Source organism: Pseudomonas sp. LBUM1671, from assembly GCF_059695685.1.
Map to the genome: position 1 here is coordinate 759,450 of NZ_CP166782.1, position 24,671 is coordinate 784,120.

16 protein-coding genes are annotated in these 24,671 nt (G+C 60.8%); 14 read left to right on the top strand and 2 right to left on the bottom strand.

What is annotated here, in order from left to right:
• The first annotated feature begins 1 nt into the window (after position 1).
• The 6 genes from recC to yfiB all read left to right on the top strand — a co-directional run bounded on the left by recC (position 2) and on the right by yfiB (position 11,712).
• On the top strand, positions 2 to 3,454 hold the full coding sequence (gene recC / locus ACA060_RS03340; RefSeq protein WP_497315418.1) for an exodeoxyribonuclease V subunit gamma: 3,453 nt from the start codon (positions 2 to 4) through the stop codon (positions 3,452 to 3,454).
• On the top strand, positions 3,451 to 7,140 hold the full coding sequence (recB, locus tag ACA060_RS03345) for an exodeoxyribonuclease V subunit beta (RefSeq protein WP_497315420.1): 3,690 nt from the start codon (positions 3,451 to 3,453) through the stop codon (positions 7,138 to 7,140). Before recC ends, recB begins: the two co-directional genes overlap by 4 nt.
• A complete protein-coding gene (gene recD / locus ACA060_RS03350; protein WP_497315422.1) occupies positions 7,137 to 9,245 on the top strand; it encodes an exodeoxyribonuclease V subunit alpha in 2,109 nt (702 codons plus the stop codon). The genes recB and recD overlap by 4 nt, the downstream gene beginning before the upstream one ends.
• 117 nt (positions 9,246 to 9,362) lie before the next feature.
• Positions 9,363 to 9,938, top strand: a complete 576-nt coding sequence (gene yfiR / locus ACA060_RS03355; RefSeq protein WP_497315424.1) for a regulatory sequestration protein YfiR — start codon at positions 9,363 to 9,365, stop codon at positions 9,936 to 9,938.
• On the top strand, positions 9,935 to 11,203 hold the full coding sequence (dgcN, locus tag ACA060_RS03360) for a diguanylate cyclase DgcN/YfiN (RefSeq protein WP_497315426.1): 1,269 nt from the start codon (positions 9,935 to 9,937) through the stop codon (positions 11,201 to 11,203). The genes yfiR and dgcN overlap by 4 nt, the downstream gene beginning before the upstream one ends.
• Positions 11,204 to 11,208: 5 nt before the next feature.
• Positions 11,209 to 11,712, top strand: coding sequence for an outer membrane lipoprotein YfiB (yfiB, locus tag ACA060_RS03365; RefSeq protein WP_497315428.1), 504 nt, complete (start codon positions 11,209 to 11,211; stop codon positions 11,710 to 11,712).
• Here yfiB and ACA060_RS03370 read toward each other — a convergent pair.
• Positions 11,709 to 12,656, bottom strand: a complete 948-nt coding sequence (locus ACA060_RS03370) for a LysR family transcriptional regulator (RefSeq protein WP_109627838.1) — start codon at positions 12,654 to 12,656, stop codon at positions 11,709 to 11,711. The genes yfiB and ACA060_RS03370 overlap by 4 nt on opposite strands.
• A 162-nt stretch (positions 12,657 to 12,818) precedes the next feature.
• On the opposite strand from ACA060_RS03370, the gene ACA060_RS03375 reads away from it, so the two are divergent.
• Positions 12,819 to 14,345 (top strand): CoA-acylating methylmalonate-semialdehyde dehydrogenase, encoded by a 1,527-nt coding sequence (locus ACA060_RS03375; RefSeq protein WP_109627839.1) that lies wholly within the window; start codon positions 12,819 to 12,821, stop codon positions 14,343 to 14,345.
• A gap of 10 nt (positions 14,346 to 14,355) precedes the next feature.
• Entirely contained in the window at positions 14,356 to 15,243 is an 888-nt protein-coding gene (gene mmsB / locus ACA060_RS03380; RefSeq protein ID WP_109627840.1) for a 3-hydroxyisobutyrate dehydrogenase, read from the top strand.
• Between the two features lie 215 nt (positions 15,244 to 15,458).
• Here the strand turns inward: mmsB and ACA060_RS03385 are convergent, their stop codons facing one another.
• On the bottom strand, positions 15,459 to 15,803 hold the full coding sequence (locus ACA060_RS03385; RefSeq protein ID WP_007946320.1) for a cupin domain-containing protein: 345 nt from the start codon (positions 15,801 to 15,803) through the stop codon (positions 15,459 to 15,461).
• A gap of 522 nt (positions 15,804 to 16,325) precedes the next feature.
• On the opposite strand from ACA060_RS03385, the gene ACA060_RS03390 reads away from it, so the two are divergent.
• The 6 genes from ACA060_RS03390 to ACA060_RS03415 are packed head-to-tail and all read left to right on the top strand — an operon-like array spanning position 16,326 to position 24,662.
• Positions 16,326 to 16,895, top strand: a complete 570-nt coding sequence (locus tag ACA060_RS03390; RefSeq protein ID WP_109627841.1) for an acyl carrier protein — start codon at positions 16,326 to 16,328, stop codon at positions 16,893 to 16,895.
• Positions 16,896 to 16,903: 8 nt separating this feature from the next.
• Positions 16,904 to 18,178 carry a beta-ketoacyl-[acyl-carrier-protein] synthase family protein gene (locus ACA060_RS03395; RefSeq protein WP_109627842.1) on the top strand — a complete coding sequence of 425 codons (1,275 nt, stop codon included), beginning with the start codon at positions 16,904 to 16,906 and terminating at the stop codon, positions 18,176 to 18,178.
• Position 18,179: 1 nt separating this feature from the next.
• Entirely contained in the window at positions 18,180 to 19,238 is a 1,059-nt protein-coding gene (locus ACA060_RS03400) for a beta-ketoacyl-[acyl-carrier-protein] synthase family protein (protein WP_497315431.1), read from the top strand.
• Entirely contained in the window at positions 19,235 to 20,530 is a 1,296-nt protein-coding gene (locus tag ACA060_RS03405) for a beta-ketoacyl-[acyl-carrier-protein] synthase family protein (protein WP_497315433.1), read from the top strand. Before ACA060_RS03400 ends, ACA060_RS03405 begins: the two co-directional genes overlap by 4 nt.
• Positions 20,527 to 21,744, top strand: coding sequence for a beta-ketoacyl synthase N-terminal-like domain-containing protein (locus ACA060_RS03410; protein ID WP_497315435.1), 1,218 nt, complete (start codon positions 20,527 to 20,529; stop codon positions 21,742 to 21,744). Before ACA060_RS03405 ends, ACA060_RS03410 begins: the two co-directional genes overlap by 4 nt.
• A gap of 47 nt (positions 21,745 to 21,791) precedes the next feature.
• Positions 21,792 to 24,662, top strand: coding sequence for an aminotransferase class III-fold pyridoxal phosphate-dependent enzyme (locus tag ACA060_RS03415; protein ID WP_497318167.1), 2,871 nt, complete (start codon positions 21,792 to 21,794; stop codon positions 24,660 to 24,662).
• Positions 24,663 to 24,671: the final 9 nt, after the last annotated feature.

Here is a 24,671-nt window from a genome sequence, read left to right on the forward strand (position 1 = left end):
TATGCCGGACGCGACGTCCCTCAGTGCTGGTTTTATGGTTGTTCACGGTAACCGCCTGGACGAGCTGCGCAGCCTGGTGGTCAGCTGGATGCGGCGCTACCCGCTGGCTCCCTTGGAAAATGAAATCGCCCTGGTACAGAGCAACGGCATCGCCCAGTGGCTGAAGCTGGCTCTGGCTGACGACCCTGAAGAAGACGACATGGGCGGCTGCGGAATTGCGGCAGCGATCGACGTTCAACTTCCGGGCAGCTTCATGTGGCAGCTCTATCGCATGGTTTTGGGGCGTGATGAAATTCCGGTCAAATCCCTGCTCGATAAGGCTCCACTGACCTGGCGCCTGATGCGTCTGCTTCCACAGTTGATCAATCAACCGCATTTCGAACCGCTGCAACGCTTCCTGACCAATGACACCGATCTGCGCAAGCGTTACCAGTTGTCTGAGCGGCTGGCGGATCTGTTCGACCAATACCAGGTGTACCGGGCCGATTGGCTCGAAGACTGGGCAGAAGGTCGTCATCAATTGCGAAACGGCAGAGGCGAGGCCAAACCCCTCACTCCGGCCAACTGTTGGCAAGCAGAGTTGTGGCGGGCTCTGTTGCTGGATGTGGGTGAGCAAGGCATGGCGCAAAGCCGCGCCGGTGTTCATCAGCGGTTCATCGAACGTATCAACAGCCTCGACGTGGCGCCCGTTGGATTACCTTCCCGGGTGATCGTTTTCGGCATCTCCTCTCTCCCGGCGCAAGCGCTGGAAGCACTTGCCGGACTGGCCCGATTCAGCCAGGTTCTGCTTTGCGTGCACAACCCATGTCGCCACCATTGGGCAGACATCGTCGCCGATAAAGACCTGTTACGACATCAATACAAACGCCAGGCTCGCAAGAACGGCATGCCTGTCGTGCTCGATCCGCAAACCCTTCACCAACATGCTCACCCGCTATTGGCGGCATGGGGTAAGCAGGGGCGGGACTACATCAATCTGCTCGACAGCTACGACGATCCCAACAGCTACCGTTCGGCATTCCGTGATGGGCGCATCGACTTGTTCAGCGATAGCCAGCCAAGAAGCATGCTCAACCAGTTGCAGGACGACATCCTTGAGCTACGCCCCCTCAACGAGACTCGCGAGCGTTGGCCGGCTATCGATCTTAACCAAGACGAATCCATTCGTTTCCACATCGCCCATAGCGCCCAGCGCGAAGTGGAGATCCTCCACGATCAGTTGCTCGCACGCTTCAGTGCTGATCCAGACCTGAAACCTCGCGACGTGATCGTGATGGTCCCGGACATCGACAGCTACGCACCGCACATCCGTGCAGTATTCGGTCAACTTGATCGCTTCGATCCGCGCTTCATTCCCTTCACACTGACGGACCAAGGCCAGCGCGGTCGCGATCCATTGCTGATTGCTGTCGAGCATCTACTCAAACTGCCCGACAGCCGCTTCCCCGTCAGCGAGATCCTCGATTTGCTGGACGTACCTTCACTGCGCGCTCGCTTCGGTGTAGAGGAACGTGACCTGCCAACCCTGCACCGCTGGATCGAAGGCGCCGGTATTCGCTGGGGAATGAATGCCGAGCAGCGTGCAGGTCTGGGCTTGCCACAAGAACTGGAGCAAAACAGTTGGCGTTTCGGCCTGCGCCGGATGCTGCTCGGTTATGCCGTCGGCAGCGCCACTGCCTGCGAAGGCATTGAGCCATACGACGAAATTGGCGGCCTGGACGCTGCGCTGATCGGACCTTTGGTCGCACTGCTGGACGCGCTGGAGATTGCCCATCAGGAACTGACTCGCCCCGCACCGCCCACGCAATGGGGCGCTCGGTTGCAAGCGTTGGTGCTACTGTTTTTCCAGGCCAGCAATGAGCATGACGACTACTTGCTGGCCCAACTCGAAGAGCTGCGAGAAACCTGGCTGGAGACCTGCGAGTCAGTGGGCTTGCATGATGAACTGCCGTTGACCGTGGTCCGTGAAGCCTGGCTGGCAGGCCTAGACCAAGGCCGCCTTTCCCAGCGCTTCCTGGCCGGGGCGGTCAACTTCTGTACCTTGATGCCGATGCGAGCGATCCCGTTCAAACTGGTCTGCCTGCTTGGGATGAATGACGGCGATTACCCTAGAGCGCAACCGCCGCTGGACTTCGATCTCATGGGCAGCGACTACCGCCCGGGTGACCGTTCCCGGCGCGAAGATGACCGCTATCTCTTGTTGGAAGCCCTGTTGTCGGCACGTGATCAACTCTATATCAGCTGGGTCGGCCGCAGCATTCGGGACAACAGTGAACGCCCGGCTTCGGTACTGATTGGCCAACTGCGCGATCACCTCGCCGGCGGCTGGCGATTACAGTCCGACAGTGAAAAGCTGCTTGAGTCCATGACTCAGGAACACCCGCTGCAACCCTTCAGCGCCCGCTATTTTCATGAAGGCGACGCCCTGTTCAGCTATGCCAGCGAGTGGCAGGTGCTTCATCAGGCCGGTGAACAGGCAACGGAAATCAAGGCCCTTGACGCCTATGTTCAAGAAGAGCCGCTAAGTCTCGGTCAACTGCAGGACTTCCTGCGCAATCCCGTGCGACATTTTTTCAGTCAGCGACTCAAGGTGTTCTTCGAAGCGGCTGAAGCACCTCTGGCGGATGAAGAGCCCTTTGTACTTGACGCTCTCCAACGCTATAGCCTCAGTGACAGTCTGCTCCAAGCGGCGCTCGGACAACTGGATCGCGCCGATCATGCGCTTGAGGCCCAGGCAAAGCGTCTGCAGAACAGTGGTCTCTTGCCCATGGCCGGTTTCGGCGAATGTCTGCAGCGAGAGTTGATCGAGCCATTGCCGGATCTGTTGCAGCGTTACCAACAGCTCTTGGCGTTGTGGCCGACACCGCTCACCAGTGCGTTGCCAGTCAACCTGGAGCTGGAAGGCCTGCGCCTTGAAGGCTGGCTCAGTGGTCTGCATCAACGTGCGGATGGCGGCCTGCTGTCGGTCTCCACGATTCCCAACAGCATCGGTTCGATCAAGACCCGCAAGTGGCATCGACTGACGCGACCGTGGGTCAATCATTTGGTCGCTTGCGCCAGCGGCATGTCGATGACCACCGCGTTAGTGGCCAGTGATGACACTCTTCTACTCGCCCCTTTGGAGGAGGACGCTGCACGTCATGCCCTCAGTAACCTGTTGCAAGCATGGCAAACAGGCATGCGCCAACCCCTTCCGATCGCGGTGAAAACAGCCTTCGCGTGGCTCTCTCAAACTGACCCGCTCAAAGCCGACGCCGCCGCGCGCAAGGCCTATGAAGGCGACGGTCAAACCACTGGCGGCGAGCGCCGCGAAAGCCCTGCACTCGCCCGACAGTTCGCCGATTACGACGCTCTGACCGCTGACGAGACCTTCCCCGATTGGTGCAACGCTTTGTACAAACCGATGCTCGAAGCCCTCTGGCGTTCATTGACCAGCGAGGAGGCGCGCTCATGACCACGAAAACACCGCTGGCCCTGGCATTCCCCCTAAGCGGCAGCCAACTGATCGAGGCCAGTGCCGGTACCGGCAAGACCTTCACCATTTCTGCACTTTACCTGCGTCTGGTCCTCGGCCACGGCGGCGAATCGACTGGTTTTGGGCGTGAACTGTTGCCGCCGCAAATCCTCGTTGTAACGTTCACCGATGCGGCAACCAAAGAGCTGCGTGAACGAATTCGCACCCGCCTGGCCGAAGCGGCGCGGTACTTTCGTGATGAGACCCAGGCTCCCGATAGCCTCATCGCTGAACTGCGTGACGAGTACCTGCCCGAACAGTGGTCCGGCTGCGCAAACCGTCTGGACATCGCCGCGCAGTGGATGGATGAAGCCGCCGTCTCGACCATCCACAGTTGGTGCCAGCGCATGTTGCGCGAGCACGCCTTCGACAGTGGCAGCCTGTTTACCCAGACCCTGGAAACCGATCACAGCGATTTGCTGGGCGAAGTCTTGCGTGATTACTGGCGGCTGTTCTGCTACCCGATGCAGGGTGAGGTGCTGAGCTGGGTGCGGGGTAATTGGGGTGGTCCGGCAGCGCTGTTGCCGCGTGTACGCAGTTTGTTCGCCAGCGAGCGTGACAGCGTTGAAGGCAAGGCACCTGCCGAGCTGATCACCGAGTGCTTGCAGGAACGACGATTAGCTTTGCTTGAACTCAAGATGCCATGGCGCCAGTGGGCGGATGAGTTGCTCGCCATCTGCCACCAAGGTGTTGCGAGCAAGAGCGTCGACGGCCGAAAGATGCAGGCACGTTATTTCGAACCCTGGTTCGAAAAGTTGAAAGCCTGGGCCGAAGATGAGTCCCTCGAGCAGTTGGATATTGGCACTGGCTTCACTCGCCTGACGCCTGACGGCATGGCCGAAGCCTGGAAGGGCGACGCACCCCGTCATCCCGGGCTGGACGCCATGCCCGGGCTCAAGGCCAGCCTTGACGGCTTGCCAACCCCCGACGCTGCCGTTCTGCAACATGCTGCTCAGTGGGTCGGAGCACGGTTCGAGGAAGAAAAACGACGCCGCGCGGAGATGGGCTTCGATGACATGCTGATTCGCCTCGACGCCGCTTTGCAATCCGATGGCGGTGAACGCCTGGCGAACCTGATTCGCGAACAGTTTCCGGTGGCGCTCATTGATGAGTTCCAGGACACCGACCCGGTGCAGTACCGGATTTTCGAAAGCATCTATCGCATCGAAGACAACAACCCCGAATGCGGCCTGTTTCTGATCGGCGACCCCAAGCAAGCGATCTACGCTTTTCGCGGTGCCGACATCTACACCTACCTGCGCGCCCGCCAGGCCACCGCCGGCCGTCTGCATACACTCGGTACGAACTTCCGCTCCAGCCATGGCATGGTCAATGCGGTGAACCATGTGTTCGAGCGCGCCGAGTCTCGTGAGCTGGGGCGCGGCGCGTTCCTGTTTCGTGAAAAGAACGGCGACAACCCGGTGCCGTTTCTGCCCGTCGATTCCCAAGGGCGCAAAGAAGTTCTGCACATCGACGGCCAGCTTGTGCCAGCTCTGAACATCTGGCACCTGTCCGCCGATCAGCCACTGTCCGGCGTGGAATACCGACAACAATTCGCCGCCGCCTGCGCCAGTGAAATCACCGCATTACTCAATGGCGGCCAACCAGGCCGGGCAGGGTTCAAAGAGAAGGACAAGGAATTCAGGGGCCTGCTGCCAGCCGACATCGCGATCCTGGTCCGCGACGGCAAAGAGGCCCAGGCCGTGCGTGGCGAATTGTCCGCCAGAGGTGTGCGCAGCGTTTATCTGTCGGACAAGGATTCGGTATTCGCCGCTCAAGAAGCCCACGACCTGTTGACCTGGCTCAAAGCCTGCGCCGAGCCGGATGTCGAGCGGCCACTGCGAGCCGCGTTGGCCTGCATCACGCTCAACCTGTCCCTGGGGGAACTGGAGCGGCTGAATCAGGATGAACTGGCTTGGGAAGCGCGGGTCATGCAGTTCCGCGGTTATCGCGAGTTGTGGCGCAAGCAAGGCGTGCTGCCCATGTTGCGGCGCTTGCTGCATGACTTCCAGCTCCCTCGGTCGTTGATCGCGCGCAGCGATGGCGAACGGGTACTGACTAACTTGTTGCACCTCTCCGAGCTGTTGCAACAGGCCGCTGCCGAACTCGATGGCGAGCAGGCGCTGATTCGTCATCTGTCCGAGCATCTGGCTTTGTCCGGTCAGGCCGGCGAAGAACAAATCCTGCGTCTGGAAAGTGACGAGCAGCTGGTCAAGGTCGTGACCATTCACAAATCCAAGGGCCTTGAGTATCCCTTGGTGTTTCTGCCGTTTATCTGCTCGGCAAAACCCGTGGATGGCAGCCGTTTGCCGCTGCATTACCACGATGCAAACGGCAAGGCCCAGGTGACTTTGAAGCCGACTGCCGAGTTGATCGCCCTGGCCGATGATGAGCGTCTAGCCGAGGATTTGCGTCTGCTCTATGTCGCCCTGACCCGGGCGCAACATGCCTGCTGGCTCGGTGTGACCGATCTCAAGCGCGGCAATAACAGCAGCTCGGTGCTGCACCTTTCTGCCTTGGGTTACTTGCTGGGTGGTGGAGCTCCACTGGTCGAGTCCGCAGGTTTGAAACGCTGGCTCGAAGACCTTCAACTGGACTGCCCGGCACTTCTGTACGGAGACATGCCGCCAGCAACCGCCGAGCATTACCATCCTCCCCGCAATGACGCGACGTTGCTCGCGCCGCTGATACCCAAACGCAAGGCCAGCGAAAACTGGTGGATTGCCTCGTACAGCGCTTTGCGCATCGGCGACAGTTTGAGCGTGGGCAGTGACGAAGCGCCGGAGAACCCGCAAGCGCAAAAGCTCTTCGATGACGAACGCCTCGATCCGGACGCACCGCGAGAAGTGGTCGCCGGCGGTGCTGATATCCATCGATTCCCCCGCGGCCCAAACCCTGGCACCTTTCTCCATGGTTTGCTGGAATGGGCCGGTGATGAAGGTTTCACTGCCGCACCACAAGTCGTTGAAGACGCCATTGCCCGTCGCTGCAATCGCCGTGGCTGGGAAGGCTGGATCACCACCCTGAGCGATTGGCTGCAACACTTGCTCAAATCTCCGTTGCACCTCGGCGGAAGCCAGGCTCCGGTCGTGTTCGAGCAGCTCACCCAATACCGTGTCGAGATGGAATTCTGGTTCGCCAGTCACAAAGTCGACGTGCTCAAGCTGGATGAACTGGTGCGCCAATACACCCACAATGGCGTCGCCCGTGTGGCCGCCGAACCGGTTTTGCTCAACGGCATGTTCAAAGGGTTTATCGACCTGACGTTCGAGCACGATGGCCGATATTACGTCGCCGACTACAAATCCAATTGGCTCGGCCCCGATGACGCGGCCTACACCGAACAGGCCATGGAACAGTCGATCCTCGACAATCGCTACGACCTGCAATACGTGTTGTACCTGCTGGCCCTGCATCGCCAGCTCAAGGCGCGGCTTGTCGACTACGATTACGACCGGCATGTCGGTGGCGCGCTGTATCTGTTCCTGCGCGGTACGCGGGCATCCACCCAGGGCGTGTGTTTCGCCCGTCCGCCCAGAGAGCTGATCGAGCGTCTGGATCGTCTGTTTCAGGGCAAAGCAGAACCGAAGGCCGAACCCGCCTGGGAACAGGGAGTACTGCTATGAGTCGCACCTTCGCCGATTTACTGCCCACGCCATTGGCAGCCGAAAGCCTGGCGGATCTCGCGCCCCTGAGTCGCGCCGATGATTTGTTGCTGTTGCTGACGCGCTGGGTTGAACGCGGCTGGCTGCGAGCGCTGGACAAGGCCTTTGTGGCCTTCCTCCACGAACTTGCCCCCGACGACGATCCGCTGGTGTTGCTCGCTGCCGCATTGACCAGTCACCAACTGGGTCACGGCCATGTCTGCCTGGATCTGTTCGAGACGCTCAAAGAGCCGGATTTCGCCCTGTCGCTGCCACCCGAAGGCGATCTGCAAAGTGGCGCGATGTTGTTGCCCTCGCAACTGCTTGAAGCGCTGGACGGCGCCCATTGGTGCAAGGTTCTGGCGTCCAGCCGTCTGGTGGCGCTGGCCGTCGATGGTCGTGAGGCGGCGCAATCCCGGCCCTTGGTTTTGTCGGGCAAGCGCCTGTACCTGCGTCGCTACTGGGTTTACGAAAGACGCATCGACAACGCCCTGCGCCTGCGCCTGGCTGAGCATGAAACAACGCCGAATGATTTACCTCAACGTCTGACAGGTTTGTTCGGTCCAGCCAAATCCGGCGAAGTGATCGACTGGCAGAAACTCGCCTGTGCCCTGGCGACTCGTAGTCCTTTCAGTATTGTCACCGGCGGCCCGGGGACCGGCAAAACCACCACGGTCGTGCGGTTGCTGGCATTGCTTCAGGCTCCCGCAGTGGAGGCTGGTAAACCGCTGCGCATCCGGCTGGCTGCACCCACCGGCAAAGCGGCGGCGCGGTTGACGGAATCCATTAGCCAGCAAGTCCGGACGCTGGACGTCGCGCAAACCGTTAGAGAAAAGATTCCGTCTGACGTGACCACCGTGCACCGCTTGCTTGGCAGTCGGCCTGGCACCCGGCACTTCCGTCACCATGCCGGCAATCGCTTGCCGCTGGATGTACTGGTGGTGGACGAAGCCTCGATGATCGACCTGGAAATGATGGCCAACCTGCTTGACGCGATGCCCGCTCATGCCCGGTTGGTGCTGCTCGGCGACAAAGATCAACTGGCATCGGTGGAGGCCGGCGCTGTGCTGGGAGATCTATGCCGCGACGCCGAGGCTGGTTGGTACAGCTCGCAAACTCGCCAGTGGCTGGAAACGGTCAGTGGTGAAAATCTGGACGCCAGCGGTTTGCAGGAAGACGCTGACGGAACTCACCCTTTGGCCCAGCAAGTGGTGATGTTGCGCCACTCGCGCCGGTTCGGTGAGGGCAGCGGCATCGGCCAGTTGGCGCGTTGGGTCAACCAGCAACAACCGGAAGAAGCGCGCACGTTGCTGGCGGCTCGAAGTCATGACGATGTGTTTTCCTTGCCCCTCAAAGGTGAGCAAGACCGGGCGCTGGAGCGCTTGCTGCTCGAAGGCCATGGCGACGGACCGCAAGGTTATCGCCACTACTTGAATCTTCTTCGCAGCCAACGGCCAGCGCTCGACAGCCAACTCGATAATCCATGCTGGACCGATTGGGCACGTCAGGTGTTGCAAGCCTTCGACGCCTTCCAGTTGTTGTGCGCCGTACGCAAAGGGCCGTGGGGCGTGGAGGGTTTGAATCAACGTGTGACCGCCGCCCTGCTCAAGGCTCGACTGATCGACAGCGACCAGCAGTGGTACGAAGGTCGGCCCGTTTTGATGACGCGCAACGACTATGGCCTGGGGTTGATGAACGGCGACATCGGCATTGCGCTCAAACTGCCGGAACGTGATGGACTCGAGTCAGGCAAACACGTCCTGCGTGTCGCGTTTCCGCGTAATGATGGCCGGGGGGGCGTGCGATTCGTTCTTCCGAGTCGGCTCAACGATGTCGAAACGGTTTACGCCATGACCGTACACAAATCTCAGGGCTCGGAGTTTGCCCATACGGCGTTGATTCTGCCGGATGCCTTGAACCCGGTACTGACCAAGGAACTGATCTATACCGGGATCACCCGGGCCAAAAACTGGTTCACCCTGATCGAACCTCGTGCCGGGGTTTTTGAAGAGGCCGTACGACGCAAGGTCAAGCGCTTGAGCGGGCTGATGCTGGAGTTGGAAGATGGGATCGATTCGAGCCATTGAAAGGGGGGCGCTGGATGACGAAAACTGTCCGAAGTGCCGTAGTGCGTCGCCTCGCTGGGGGTTCAACCCTATGCTATCGTTGCGGCATCATTCCGTAACATCGAAGAGAATCCCTGCATGAAGGTGGCTGTCTGGACGACAGGGCGCGTCGTTGGCCGCAAGCAAGTGCTGCTCGCGGGGTTTCTCTACTTGCTGAGCGGTGTTGTGTTCGCTCAATCGGAAACCCCGATGAGCATGGCCGACCAACGCGCCAAATCGGTCACGCAGGTTGTCCTCGGGATTCTCAGTTACGCGCGCTGGCCTGTTGAGCCTGCACAGCTGCGCCTCTGCGTGGTCGGCCCCACCGAATACACTGACGACCTGGTCAAGGGCACGACCCAGGCCACCGGCCGGCCCGTCACCGTGCGCCGGCTGTTGGCCGACAACCCCTCGATTGTCAGTGAGTGCGATGCGGTGTACATCGGCAAGTTGACCGGTGACGAGCGCAGCCAACTCTTCTCTTCGTTGACAGGACGTCCGGTGCTGAGCATCAGCGAAAGCGACGATCAATGCACCGTCGGCAGCCTGTTTTGCCTCAGGGTCACTGATGATCAGGTGTCCTTCGAGGTCAACCTCGACTCCGTCGCCCGCAGTGGTGTGCGCATTCACCCCAGCGTGCTGCAACTGTCGCGCCGCAAGTCGGCGGCGCCATGAGGCTATTCAAACCAGGTAGTCGCCCCACCTTGCGTTCGGTCATTGGCCGCGGGCACTTGATCGTTGCCCTGGTGGGCGTGGCCATGGCCAGCGTCTCGCTGACACTGCTGGGTGTGTTGGCCTTGCGGGTGTATGCCGACCACAACCTGCACCTGATTGCGCGTTCGATCAATTACACGGTGGAAGCCGCAGTGGTGTTCAATGACAAAGCCGCGGCCAAGGAAGCGCTGGCATTGATCGCCTCCACTGAAGAGGTCGCCGACGCTCAGGTGCTGGACCAAAAAGGCACGTTGCTCGCGCGTTGGCAGCGACCGGAAACCGGGCTGTTCTCCGAGCTCGAAATGCAGATTGCCAAGGCTTTCCTCGAAAAACCCATCGACATGCCGATCGTTCATCAAGGTCGGGAAATCGGCAGCATCCAGCTCACCGGTCATGGCGGCAGCCTACTGCGCTTCCTTCTCAGCGGTTTGGTGGGAATCGTCCTGTGCACAGCCATCAGCGCCTGGGTCGCCCTCTATCTGGCGCGTCGACAACTTCGCGGCATAACGGGTCCACTGCGCAGCCTCGCCACCGTTGCCCACGCCGCCCGTAGCGATCGAGCCTTCGACCGCCGTGTGCCGCCCGCTGACATCGCCGAACTCGATAACCTGGGCAACGACTTCAATGCCTTGCTCGATGAACTCGAGTCCTGGCAGACCCACCTTCAAAGCGAAAACGAAACGCTGGCGCATCAGGCCAGCCACGACAGCCTCACCGGGTTGCCGAACCGGGCGTTCTTCGAAGGCCGCCTGATTCGCGCGCTGCGCAATGCCCACAAACTCAATGAGCGTGTGGCCGTGTTGTTTCTCGACAGCGACCGGTTCAAGGAAATCAACGATGGTTTCGGGCATGCCGCCGGCGATGCCGTGCTGGTTGCGGTGGCCAGCAGGGTCCGGGCGCAGTTGCGCGAAGAGGATCTGGTGGCGCGTCTGGGCGGTGACGAGTTTGCGGTGTTGCTGACGCCGCTGCACAAAACCGAAGACGCCGAGCGGATTGCCGACAAGATCCTCGCCAGCATGGAAGTGCCCATCCCGTTACCGGGTCATACCCAGGTCTTGACGTCACTCAGTATCGGCATTGCCGTGTACCCGGATCATGGCGCCACACCGGGCGCGTTGCTCAATGCCGCCGACGCGGCCATGTACCAGGCCAAACGCCTTTCCCGAGGTGCACAACACACGTCCGGGTCGGAGCACCCGGTCGCCCACGTTCAAACCAGGAGCTAATTGTTGTGTTCTCAATCACCCCGCGTTCCCTGCGATTTTTCACGATCACCTTGTTCATGGCCGTGCTGGCATTGGCCGGATGCCAGACCGCACCGCAAAAGGGCCTGACCCCGGCGCAAATCGCTGTGCTCAAACAGCAAGGCTTCGAGCTGACCGATGAGGGCTGGGCGTTTGGTTTGTCCGGCAAAGTGCTGTTTGGCAGTGACGACGACAGCCTGAATGCCGCCAGTACCGAGATCGTCCAAAAGATCGGCAAGGCATTGCTCGGTGTCGGCATCGAGCGAGTGCGGGTCGACGGTCACACCGATGCTTCGGGCAAAGAATCCTACAACGAACAACTCTCCCTGCGTCGCGCGAAAAGCGTCGGCAAGGTGCTGACCACGGTCGGCATGAAAGACGAAAACATCCAGCTGCGCGGTCTCGGCAGCAGTCAGCCGGTGACGTCGAACGACACTGCTGCTGGCCGCACCGAAAACCGCCGGGTATCGATCGTGGTAAGCGCTGATTAGTCGGCGAACAGCATTTCCCGGCTTTCACCCATCAACAGACCCTGATTCTGCTCAGTGACGGCGCGGATGTAATCCCACAACAGGGTAATCCGCTTGAGCTTCCTCAGGTCCTCGCGGCAGTACATCCAGAATTGCCGGGTGATGTTGATCTCTTCCGGCAACACCGGCAGCAAACGCGGGTCCTGAGCCGCGAGGAAGCACGGCAAAATCGCCAGCGAGCGTCCTTGCTGCGCCGCCACGAATTGCGCGATCACACTGGTGCTGCGCAAGTTGGCGCTGGCGCCAGGCAACACGTTCGCCAGGTACAACAGCTCCGAGCTGAACGCCAGATCATCCACATAACTGATGAATGAATGCTTGCCCAAATCTGCCGGGCGGCGGATCGGCGGGTGTTTGTCCAGATAATCCTGAGTCGCGTACAGCTGCAGTTTGTAGTCGCAGAGTTTGCAGCAGACGTACGGGCCATGCTCCGGGCGCTCCAGGGCAATGACGATGTCGGCCTCGCGCTTGGACAGGCTTATGAAGTGTGGCAGCGGCAGGATGTCCACCGAGATCGCCGGGTAGGCGTCGACGAAATGGCTCAGCTGTGGGGTGATGAAAAAGCTGCCGAAACCTTCGGTGCAACCCATGCGCACATGCCCGGACAGCGCCACGCCAGAGCCTGAAACCTGCTCGCAGGCCATGTGCAGCGTGCTTTCTATCGACTCGGCGTAACCGAGCAAACGCTGGCCTTCGGCGGTCAGGACAAAACCGCTGGTCCGGGATTTCTCGAACAGCAATGTACCCAGTGCCGCTTCCAGCGAGCTGATGCGCCGCGACACGGTGGTGTAGTCGACGGCTAGGCGCTTGGCCGCGGTGCTGGCCTTGCGGGTGCGCGCGACTTCGAGGAAAAACTTGAGGTCATCCCAGTTCAACGAGCCTAAGGACGTGATGTTTTTTTGCATGATGGACCGGCTTTTATGTGCGTTCTTATTAGAAGTTTGCACATCTATACTCCAAAAACAGTCCGACAACCAATTCGCGACACACGCCTCATCTCAAGGCTGCTTCTCGCCTTGGCTCCCAAGATAGTTCTCTAGATAACAACAACGTCCCGGAGACCCAACATGAACGCATCGCTCACGCCAAACGAAACCACTGTCCAAAAGGTCAAGCTGTTGATCGATGGCGAGTGGGTCGAGTCCCAGACCACCGAGTGGCACGACATCGTCAACCCGGCGACCCAGCAAGTGCTGGCCAAGGTTCCGTTCGCCACCGCGCAGGAAGTGGACGCCGCGATCAGCGCCGCCCATCGCGCCTTCCAGACCTGGAAGCTGACGCCGATCGGCGCGCGGATGCGCATCATGCTCAAGCTCCAGGCGTTGATTCGCGAACACTCCAAGCGCATCGCCGTGGTACTCAGCAACGAGCAAGGCAAAACCATCGCCGACGCTGAAGGCGATATCTTCCGCGGCCTGGAAGTGGTCGAACACGCTTGCTCCATCGGCAGCTTGCAAATGGGCGAGTTTGCCGAGAACGTCGCGGGCGGCGTTGATACCTACACCCTGCGTCAGCCCATCGGCGTTTGCGCCGGCATCACCCCGTTCAACTTCCCGGCGATGATTCCGCTGTGGATGTTCCCGATGGCGATCGCCTGCGGCAACACCTTTGTGCTCAAGCCGTCCGAACAGGACCCGATGTCGACCATGCTGCTGGTGGAACTGGCGATCGAGGCCGGCGTTCCGGCGGGCGTGCTCAACGTGGTCCATGGCGGCAAGGATGTGGTGGATGCGCTCTGCACACACAAGGACATCAAGGCTGTGTCCTTCGTCGGTTCGACCGCGGTCGGTACTCACGTCTACGACCTGGCCGGTAAACACGGCAAGCGCGTGCAATCGATGATGGGCGCGAAAAACCATGCCGTGGTGCTGCCGGATGCCAATCGCGTACAAGCACTGAACGCACTGGTCGGCGCCGGTTTCGGCGCGGCGGGTCAACGTTGCATGGCCACGTCCGTGGTGGTGTTGGTGGGCGCGGCCAAACAATGGTTACCTGACCTGAAAGCGCTGGCGCAAAAGCTCACCGTGAATGCCGGCAGCGAGCCGGGCACTGACGTTGGCCCGGTGATCTCGAAAAAAGCCAAACAGCGGATTCTCGATCTGATCGAAAGCGGCATCAAGGAAGGCGCCAAGCTGGAGCTGGATGGTCGCGACGTCACCGTTCCAGGCTTTGAGAAAGGCAATTTTGTCGGCCCGACTCTGTTCTCCGGCGTGACGCCCGAGATGCAAATCTACACCCAGGAAATCTTCGGCCCGGTGCTGGTGGTTCTGGAAGTCGACACCCTCGACGAGGCCATCGCGCTGGTCAACGCCAACCCGTTCGGCAACGGCACGGGCCTGTTCACTCAGAGCGGTGCGGCGGCGCGTAAATTCCAGACCGAAATCGACGTTGGCCAGGTCGGCATCAACATCCCGATTCCGGTGCCGGTCCCGTTCTTCAGCTTCACCGGTTCCCGTGGTTCGAAGCTCGGCGACCTCGGTCCGTATGGCAAGCAAGTGGTGCAGTTCTACACTCAGACCAAGACGGTCACCAGTCGCTGGTTCGATGACGACAGCGTCAACGATGGTGTGAACACCACCATCAACTTGCGTTAAGGAGCCAGGCATGAAAATCGCTTTTATCGGTCTCGGCAACATGGGCGCGCCGATGGCGCGCAACCTGATCAAGGCCGGCCACGCGCTGAGCCTGGTCGATCTGAACAAAACCGTTCTGGCCGAACTGGAGCAGTTGGGCGGCAGCGTCAGTGCTTCGGCCCGTGAAGCGGCGCAAGGTGCGGAACTGGTGATCACCATGCTGCCCGCCGCTGTGCATGTGCGCAGCGTATGGCTGGGTGAAGATGGCGTGCTCGCCGGTATCGGCAAAGGCGTGCCGGCCGTGGATTGCAGCACCATCGATCCGCAGACTGCGCGTGATGTGGCGGCTGCTGCGGCCAAGCAAGGCGTGGCCATGGCCGATGCACCGGTCTCTGGCGGGACTGGCGGTGCGGCGGCCGGGACGCTGACCTTCATGGTCGGCGCCACGCCTGAACTGTTCGCCACTCTGCAACCGGTGCTGGCGCAAATGGGCCGCAACATCGTCCATTGCGGTGAAGTCGGCACCGGGCAAATTGCCAAGATCTGCAACAACCTGCTGCTGGCGATTTCCATGGTCGGCGTGAGCGAAGCCATGGCGTTGGGTGATGCACTGGGGATCGACACCACCGTGCTGGCCGGGATCATCAACAGTTCTACCGGGCGTTGCTGGAGTTCGGAGATGTACAACCCGTGGCCGGGCATCGTCGAAACGGCGCCGGCCTCGCGCGGTTATACCGGTGGTTTCGGTGCCGAACTAATGCTCAAGGATCTGGGGCTGGCCACTGAGGCGGCACGTCAGGCGCACCAGCCGGTGGTGCTCGGTGCGGTGGCCCAGCAGTTGTATCAGGCGATGAGCCAGCGTGGAGAGGGTGGTAAAGACTTCTCGGCGATCATCAATAGCTATCGCAAACCGCAGTAAGTAATTTTTCCAGGGATCGCGTTTAAAAGCTTTTGTTGCGAGGGAGCTTGCTCCCGCTGGTTCGCGAAGCGAAGCCAATGTGGCGATGCGGTTTCGAGATAAAACGCGTTTGCTGATTTGCGACTGCTACGCAGCCGAGCGGGAGCAAGCTCCCTCACCACAAGTGATGTTTGTTTACCGGGAGACCACGTCGGGTGGTCTTCCGGTTTTTTGCATCAGGCAAACACGAAATACTTGCGCACGGTTTCAACCACTTCCCACGTGCCTTTCATGCCCGGCTCGATCACGAAAATATCACCGGCACGCAGATGGATCGGCTCTTTGCCTTCCGGCGTGATGATGCAATACCCCTCGCGGAAATCGCAGTATTCCCACTTCACGTATTCCACATACCACTTGCCCGGCGTGCAGATCCAGGTGCCCATGATCTTGCTGCCGTCTTCGCTGGTATAGGCGTTGAGGTTGACGGTGTGCGGGTCGCCTTCGAGTTTTTCCCATTTGCAGGCATCAAGCACCGGCAGCGGGTGAGTGTCGCGAAGAACGGTAATGGGTGCGGTCATGTGGACTCCGGGCAGTGGATTAGAGAACTGAAGCCGCACCCTATAGCGCCGCGCATTCGGTCAGTTGTCTGTGCTCGACACTCAGTTACCCAGAAGCGCTGTGGCGATTTGCCTGATCGGCTTCTAAATCCTCAAGACGCATTGTTTAACGACTACGCTGATAGTTATGAAGTTGTAACTATTTTCTTATCCGGTTTTTATTATTTGTACGTCATCGCTGTCAGCCAGAAGTTAATACTTCCGAGCCGCTCTCTATCTTGCCGGCAATACAGTGTGCTCCCCCCCACCATACGCAGCCTTTGTTAAGTAAATAAGTCGACTGACAGGGGGCTTCGCATCAATCGGGTGCGGTGCGCAGGCCTGTTAGTACGTCTGTCTCAAGTTGTTAAAAAACTTTGAATAGTTCGTTGACTCTCCCCTTAAGGGCAGAGTTTAGATTTCCGCCGCGTGAGAAGTTGCTGTGGGAATAGTTACTTCTCACATACGGAATTCATGAAGCATTCACGATATAGGGAGATAGAGATGAACAATCCATTGGAGTTGGAAAACGTCATTGCCAGCACCCGCGAGATCCTCGCGCAACTGTTGGTGATGAGCGCCGATGATATCGATGAGAACAGCAGTATCGTCGAGGACCTCAGCGCCGATTCGCTGGACATCGTCGACCTGAGTTTTCAACTGGGCCGTCAGTATGGCTGCACCTTGCCCAAAACCAGCGTGCTCGATCACGCCGTCGCTGTCTGCGGCGACGCCAGCGAGTTCCTCGCCAGCGGTCGCATCACTGAAAACGGCAAGGCCTTGCTTGAACAGAGCCTCAGCGCCTACTCCCCGGATCAACTCCAGTCCGGTATGCAACCGGCGCAGGTATTTGCCGCCACCACCGTGCGCAACTGGGCGCAACAGTGCCGCAACCTCTTCAACTATCTGCCGCAGAACTGCCCCGATTGCGGCGCTCATCAAGCCGTGCTGAACGAACGTCAGCAAGTGGTCTGTGACGCGTGCAGTGCGAGGCTGGTGCCGGTCGACGGCGACGAGGTTTCACGCCGACTGGTGGAGCAATTTGTGGCCACTCACGTCAAAGAGACGGTGTAGGAGTTCTCATGCGGGCACGAGAAGTCTATGTGACCGGATTCGGTCTGGTGGCGCCCATGGCACTGGACGCCGCCACGTTGTTCGAGCGGATCTGCCAGAAGCAGTCCTGTGTTCGCGAACATCCACGGTTCAAGGCGCTGGGCTTCAACAACAGCGCTGCCGGGTTTATCGATGACGGCCAGTGGCAGCAGATCGCCGCGGGTTTCGGCGGCAATGCTGCGCTGCATCCACGGCAAAGCGTGCTGGCCGAGTTCGTCGCTCGACAAGCCATTCAGCACGCCGGTCTGACCCCGACAGCCTTTGCTCACACCCGCAGTGGATTGTTCCTGGGGGCTAACAAGTACTGCGCGGACAGTCACGATCTGCATCGGGCCAGTCGCTGCATGGATGAGGCCGGGCGTGTCGATCTGGATCAACTGCTGGATAACCCGGCGGCGTCGAGCGCGGTCTTCGGGCGCCGGGTCGATCAGCAGACCCAGCACCTGGCCGAGACGCTCGGTATCCGCGATCACATTTCGACCCACTCCGATGCCTGCGCCGCCGGCACCATGGCGATCGGCAGCGCCTACCGGGCGATCGAGCGCGGCGAAATCGACCTGGCCATTTGCGGTGCCGTCGAACTGATGGCCAACGAGTTGCCGTATTACATGTTCAACAGCCTCGGCGCGCTGTGTCAGGCCGACCTGCCGGCAAGCGAGCAGAGTCGACCGTTCATGCCGGATCGCTGCGGCTTCGTGATCAGCGAGGGCGCGGCCATGATCATTCTCGAATCCGCCGAGCATGCGCAACGTCGCAAAGCAACGCCGTTGGGGCGTGTGCTGGGTTACGCGAATGTGTGCGAGGCGCAAAAAATGACCTCCAGCAGTCGGGATGGCCGCAAATACGAGGAATGCATGGAAGCCGCAATCGAAGACGCCGGGTTGCTCAGCAGCGCCGTGCAACACGTCAACACCCATGGCACGTCTACCCAGGCCAACGACAGCTGCGAAGCCTTGGCTCTGCAGCGAGTGTTCGGCGAGTGCCAGGAACACGTGACGTTCACCGCCAACAAATCGGCCATCGGTCATTCCCTGGCGGGCAGCGGCGCGATTGAAGCGGTGCTGTCATTGATCAGCCTGCGGGATGGCGTGCTGTTGCCGACCTTGAACTACGATCACGACCGCGCCGAATACCCCTCGCTGAAGTTTCTCAGTGAGCCGATGCGCCAGTCGATCAATGTGGTGATGTCCAACTCGTTCGGGTTCGGCGGCGTCAACAGCTCGCTGGTTCTGGGGAGGGCATGACATGAGCATTGCCGTTTTCATCCATTCGGCCGCCGTGCTGAACGCCGCCGGCAGCGAATGTGCCGACCTGCTCGGAACGCCACCTTCGCCGCAACCGCTGGCGTTTGACGCGACGCGACGGGCATACCCGCTGTCGACACCGCGCCTGGCCAGCGATCTATACGACCGCAAGATCCAGCGCAGCGTCGAACCACAAGGCCTGCGGCTGTTGCATTGCGCGGCGCGCCTGGCGCCCGCGCTGGCGGCCCTGCAACTGCCGCCGGCACGGATTGCCCTGACGGCGGCCATTCCAGAAGTCGACGCGCCAAGCCCTTGCTGGGACGCGGTGCAAGCGATCGGCGAGCAACCGCAAAAGCCACTGGCGCAACTGTTGGCCAACACACCGCCGCTGCATGCCCTGACGCTGCTCAACAGCAGCGTGATGGCCTACGTCGCCGAAGCATTGCAATGCCATGGGCCGATGGGTGGGTTCTGTTCCCAGGAGAACGCCGGGCTCGATGCTTTGATCGAGGCCTGTCAGCAAATTGTCGAGCAACGCGCCGATGCGGCACTGGTGGTCAGCAGCAGTCCGAACCTGACGCCGGCCCTGTATCTGCGTGAGTCCCATCCGGCAGACGAGCCGATTTATGGCGAGGGCGCTGCGGCGCTGCTGCTCGGCTCGGCGCCTTCGCGCACCACCCCGAACGCCTTGCGCATTGCCGGGTTCGCCCGGGGTTACAGCGCTGATCCGCAACGGGGCGCAGCGGTTGCCCGGCGGGTGATCGACCAGGCACTGAGCCTGGAAAAACTGTGCCTCGGTGACGTCCGGCAAATCGTCGCCAATCCCGAGGACGCGCAATTGATGAGCCTGTTCGCCGACCGGCCACGGGACGTTCGCAGCACTCGTGCCATGACCGGCGATCTTGGCGCCAGCGCCTTGCTGACCGAAATCGCGCTGGCCTTGCACCACAGTCACGACGCATCGGCGACACCGGGCTACACGCTGTTGGTCAGCCATAGCCGCGCCGGTCATTGGGGCGCCTTGCTGCTGGCCAGTGAAACCATGGAGAAGCACACATGAGTGCGACACGGATTGTGATTACCGGCATGGGCGCCGTGACCGGGTTCGGTTTCGAATGGCAGACCCTCTGGGAAAAAATGCTCGGCGCCGAACATTGCGTGCGTCCATGGCAACCCGACGGGGTGGAGGACGGCACGTTCCCGGTGCGCTACGCCGCGGCCGTGGATATGAGCCTGTTGCCCGAGGCCCTGCAGGACCACCCGGCCTGGACCGTTGCCCTGGAAAAACGCAGCCGCTTTGGCTGGGTAGCCGCCACCCAAGCGGTGAAAGACAGCGGACTTGCTCCTGAGCAGCTACGTGAAGCCGCGGTGCTCTGCGCTTCGGGCGCGCCCCAACACATGCTGGCCGACATGCTGTTGACCCAGTCACCGGATGGACACGCCCCAGGCTGGCAACACCTGATGCTCCGTGCCGGACAGGTCAATGCAGAAGGCTCGCTACGTCAGAGTAATGATCGACTGGCGCGGGTGATTGCCAATGGATTGGGCTGCGAAGGCCCGGTGATCAATATCAGCAGCGCATGCGCCGGAGCCTCCCAGGCCATCGGCAATGCCTTTCAGATGATTCGTCGCGGTGAAGTGAACGTGGCGATTGCCGGTGGCGCCGATTCGGTGCTGAACCTCGACACCATGGCCGCGCTGTACCTGCTCGGCGCGGCATCGAGCGAACAGCGCTGGGGTGTCGATGTGTGCCGGCCGTTCGACCGTGATCGCAGTGGCCTGATTGCCGGCGAGGGCGGTGGTTTCGTGGTGCTGGAAAGCCTTGAGCATGCGCTGGCGCGAGGAGCGACGCCGTATGCCGAAGTGCTCGGTTTCGGCAGTAGCCTGGACGCCTACAAAGTCACCGCTCCGCAACCCGAAGGCCGGGGCGCAGCGTTGGCGATGCAAGCCGCGCTGGACGACGCCGGCCTGCGTGCGCAACAGATCGATCTGATCAACGCCCACGGCACTTCGACGCCGCTCAATGACGTCGCCGAAACCCTGGCGATCAAAAGTGTGTTCGCCGAGCACAAGCACTACCGGTCCCTGGCCATCAGCGCCAACAAGTCGCAGTTCGGGCATTTGATTGCCGCCGCCGGCGCACCCGAATGCATGGTCACGGCGCTGGCGTGCCTGAACGATCTGGTCACGCCGACAGTGAACCTGCATGAGGTTGATGAGCAATGCGACCTGGACTATTGCGCCGGGCAAGCGGTCAGCCGCCGGGTGGATTTTGCCTTGAGCAACTCTTTCGGTTTTGGCGGCCTCAACACTTCGCTGGCCTTGGGCAAATATCGGGAGCACGGACAATGACGGGCGCTACTGTGCGCGTTGCCATCGCCGGCAGCGGTTGCGTATTACCCAGCGGCTGGGGCGTGCATCGCTTCTGGTCAGCGGCCAGTGAAGCCCGCAGCGGCATCGCTTTGCTGCAGTCGAAACTGTTCCACAGTGAGCGCGTGACGGCCTTCGGGCATGTCAGTGATGAAGACCATCAAACCAGTCGCCAGGACGTGGCCCAGAACCTCCAGCGTTACTGCCCGCCGGCCGTGATCTGGGGCGTCAGCGCGGTGCGTCAGGCGTTGGCTGAAGCCGGGCTTGAACCGGGCAACGACGGGCTGCGCTACGGCCTCTATTGCTGCCAGGGCGGTTATACCCATCCGTCGTTGGCGGCCTATGGCGAGTTGCTCCATGAGTGCCGCGATGAGTCCGGTGCCGACATGCGGCGCCTCGCTCAACGGGTGTTGCGGGAGCGCGCGCTCGACCCGTTCCTGGTGCTCAAGAGCCTGAGCAACGGCTTGCTCGGAGTTGTCAGTCTGGCGCTGAAACTGGAGTGCGAATGCAACGCCTACATGCAAGGCGTGGCCGGCAATCTGGCGGCGTTGCGCGAGGCGTGCGCGGCGTTGCAAAGCGGTCGTATCGATGCGGCGATTGTGGTCGGCGCCGGCAGTGAACTTGATCCGTTGGCGCTGGCCGCACTGGCCGAGGCTGGCGTGATCAGTACCGACGGTTCGCAAACCTTGCGTGCATTCGATCGCCAAGGCACGGGCGGGATTGCCGGTGAAGGCGCGGCGGCATTGATTTTGCGCCGGGCCGACGATCTACCGGATGGGCCGCAGACCTGCCTGTCGGGACTCACCGCCCATCCACGACTGGGGTCGTTGAGCCTGCCGGACAAGCAGGTCGATCTGCTGGTCAGCAGCGCCAGCGGCGATCCGCACAAGGACGCCGACCTGGCCCGGACACTGGCTCGCGCCGGTGCCTCGCATATCACCAGTAGCGTGCCGGTGACCGGCATTCTCAGCGGCGCGCCGAGCCTGGTCGACCTGATCCTGGCCCGCAACGCACTGCTGGCCCAGCGTGTGCCGCCGATCATCGGCTTGCAGCAACCGGTGGAACCGCACCTGCCGTTTGTGCTCGGTGAGACACGGAACGCGGTGCTGCACGACTGCCTGGTCATCAACCGTGACGACAACGGTTTCAGCGCCTGTTACCAGCTCGATTGTCAGGCGGCCGGCCAGCCGTTATGAACGCAATGAATCGCTTCTATTTTTTTTGATCATGGGATATGACTGTCATGGATTACCGCGATTACGTACGACCTAAATTCGTTGAATTGATGCAGGCCCTGGGCCTGGAATGCCAGTTCCACCGGGCGCTGGGCAGCAAGCTGTTTTACCGCGACAAACAAGGCGCCGAGGTGACCGTCACCGACTTTCTCGGCGGTTACGGCGCGGCGTTGTTTGGCCACAATGACCCGCAGTTCGTCGATCAACTCTGCGGCCTGTTGCGCGCCGATGTGCCGTTCAATGCGCAGATGTCCGTGCGTGGCGCCGCCGGTATGCTGGGGCGCGAACTCAGCGAGGCGTTCAACCGGGAGTTGAACAACAACGAGCGCTACATTTCGACCTTCTCCAACAGTGGCGCCGAGTCGGTGGAAATCGCCGTCAAGCATGCCGAATACCGCCGTCAGAAAACCTTGCAGAAGCAGTTCGACGAACGGGATTTTGCCCTGGCCAACCTGACCGCCAGCGACAAGGCCTATGTCGAACTGGACGTTGACGACCTCGACCTGCCCGTGGGGTTACTGCCGGACAATCTGACTTATGTGACCGTGCGCCAAGTCGTGGAAGCAGTACGTCAACACAACCTCGCGCAGTTGCATGTCGAGCCGGTATTCGTCGCCCTGCGCGGCAGCTTCCACGGCAAACTGGTGAACACCGTCCAACTGACCTACGGCAAACAGTACCGTCAGCCGTTCGCCCGTTTTGGCCTTAACGTCGAGTTCATCGATCCGCAGCAACCCCAGCAACTCGTGGATCTGCCGGCCCGTCACACAAGGCATTGGCTGAGCCTTGAGTGGAGCGGCGAGACCTTGCAGGTACGCCGTGACGCTTTCAGCGCGATCACGGCGGTGTTGCTCGAACCGATCCAGGGCGAGGGCGGCATCAACGAGTTCGCCAGCGAGTTCTACCTGGGCCTGCGTCGCTTGTGCAACGAGCAGCAATGCCCGTTGATCATCGACGAAGTGCAATCGGGTTTCGGCCGCACCGGCACTTTGCTCGGCGCCAGCCATTTCAACTTGCAGGGTGATTACTACTGTCTGTCCAAAGCGTTGGGCGGCGGACTGATGAAAATTGCCGCGACAGTCATCCGCGCCAGCCACTACGAAAACGATTTCAGCTACATCCACAGCTCGACCTTCGCTGAAGACGATGCCTCGTGCCATATCGCCCTGTCGGCATTGCGCCGCTTGTTTGCGAATGACAGCGCGATGCTCAAGGACGTGAACAGGAAAGGCGAATACCTCAAGTCGTCGTTGCTCGAACTCAAAGCCGCGTACCCGGACGTGATCGCCGATGTGCGTGGTCGCGGGTTGCTGCTGGGGTTTGAACTGCACGACCTGACCGGCACCAGTTCGCTGGTGCAGGCGTCGGCGCAGTACAACGATGCGCTGGGTTACATCATCGCCGGCTACCTGCTGCAATTCGAATCGCTGCGGGTCGCGCCGTCGGGCAGCAACGCCAACGTGATTCGCCTGGAGCCGCCGGTGTGCATCACCTTCGAGGAAATCGACGGCTTGATCGGCTCGTTGCAAAAGGTCTGCGACATGCTGCGTCGCCGCGATGCCTTCCCGCTGGCGGCCGGGGTGTGTGCCGACAGCATCCCCGAAGTACCGGCCCGCGAAGTGAGCTTCAAGGAGCCTGAAAATCTCCCAAAGCCTGACGAGAACGTTCGCGTGGTGGCGCGCGTGGCGTTCATCAATCACCTGATCGATTCGGACATGCTCAGTGATGTCGACCCGTCGCTGTCCACCCTCAGTGCCGAACAGAAACGCGAGTTCATCAAGCGCATGGCCCCGGAGCGGCGTGCTGCGCCAATCGGCCCGGTGCTGATTCGTTCGAAACTCGGCACTGCCGTGGAATTCACCCTGTACCCGTTGTGCATGGACTCCGATGCCATGGCCGCGTACATCGCCAGTGGCGACCTGGACACCATCCGCGACGAAGTCGGCAATCGCATCCGTGATGCCCGGGCCGATGGTTACAGCGTGGCCGGTCTGGGCATGTACACATCGATCGTCACCAACAACTGCCAGGCGCTGAAAATTCCCGACATGGCGCTGACTTCCGGCAATGCGCTGACCATCGGCATGGGCCTGGAAGCGATCGAGCAAGGCTGCAAGCAGCAAGGCCTGGAACTGAGTCAACAGACGGCGGCGGTGGTCGGCGCGGCGGGCAACATTGCTTCGACTTACGCCTCGTTGCTGTCCACCAGTGTCGAACACCTGATCCTCATCGGCAGCGGTCGCGACGGCTCACTGCGGCGCCTGGAGAAGACCGCCCAACTGATTTACGCCGAGGCCGCCCGCGCGATTCTCAAAGGTGTCGCCGAGCACGATCGCCTCGCCAGCCGCTTGCAGAAACTCAACGGTATCGACGCGTTGTTGCAGGCCCACGGTGCTGGCGCCGACCTCGGTTTGCGAGTGCAGCGCCTGGTCGAAGAGCACCTGGGGGTGAATGCGTTCATCACGGTCAGCAATGACCTTGAGGTGCTGAAACAGGCGCGCATCGTGCTCTGTGCGGCGAACGCCCCTCAACCGTTTCTCGGTGCCGATCACTTTGCTGAAAACAGCGTGATCTGCGACATCGCGGTGCCGCTGAACGTCGATCAGAACCTCTCCAGTCAACGGGCCGACGTGTTGTACATGCACGGCGGGATTGTCCAGACACCGTTGGGCGATGGCCTGATCCGCAACGTGCGCGCCTACCTCAAGGAAGGCCAGTTGTATGCCTGCATGGCGGAGTCAGTGTTGATGGGGTTGTCCGGGATGAAACAGCACTACTCCTACGGCGATATCAGCCGCGAGCAAGTGCAGCAGATTCGTGCCCTGGCCGCGACACACGGCTTCAGCCTCGCGCAGTTCAAGACTGACAACTCACTTTAAGGAACGGTC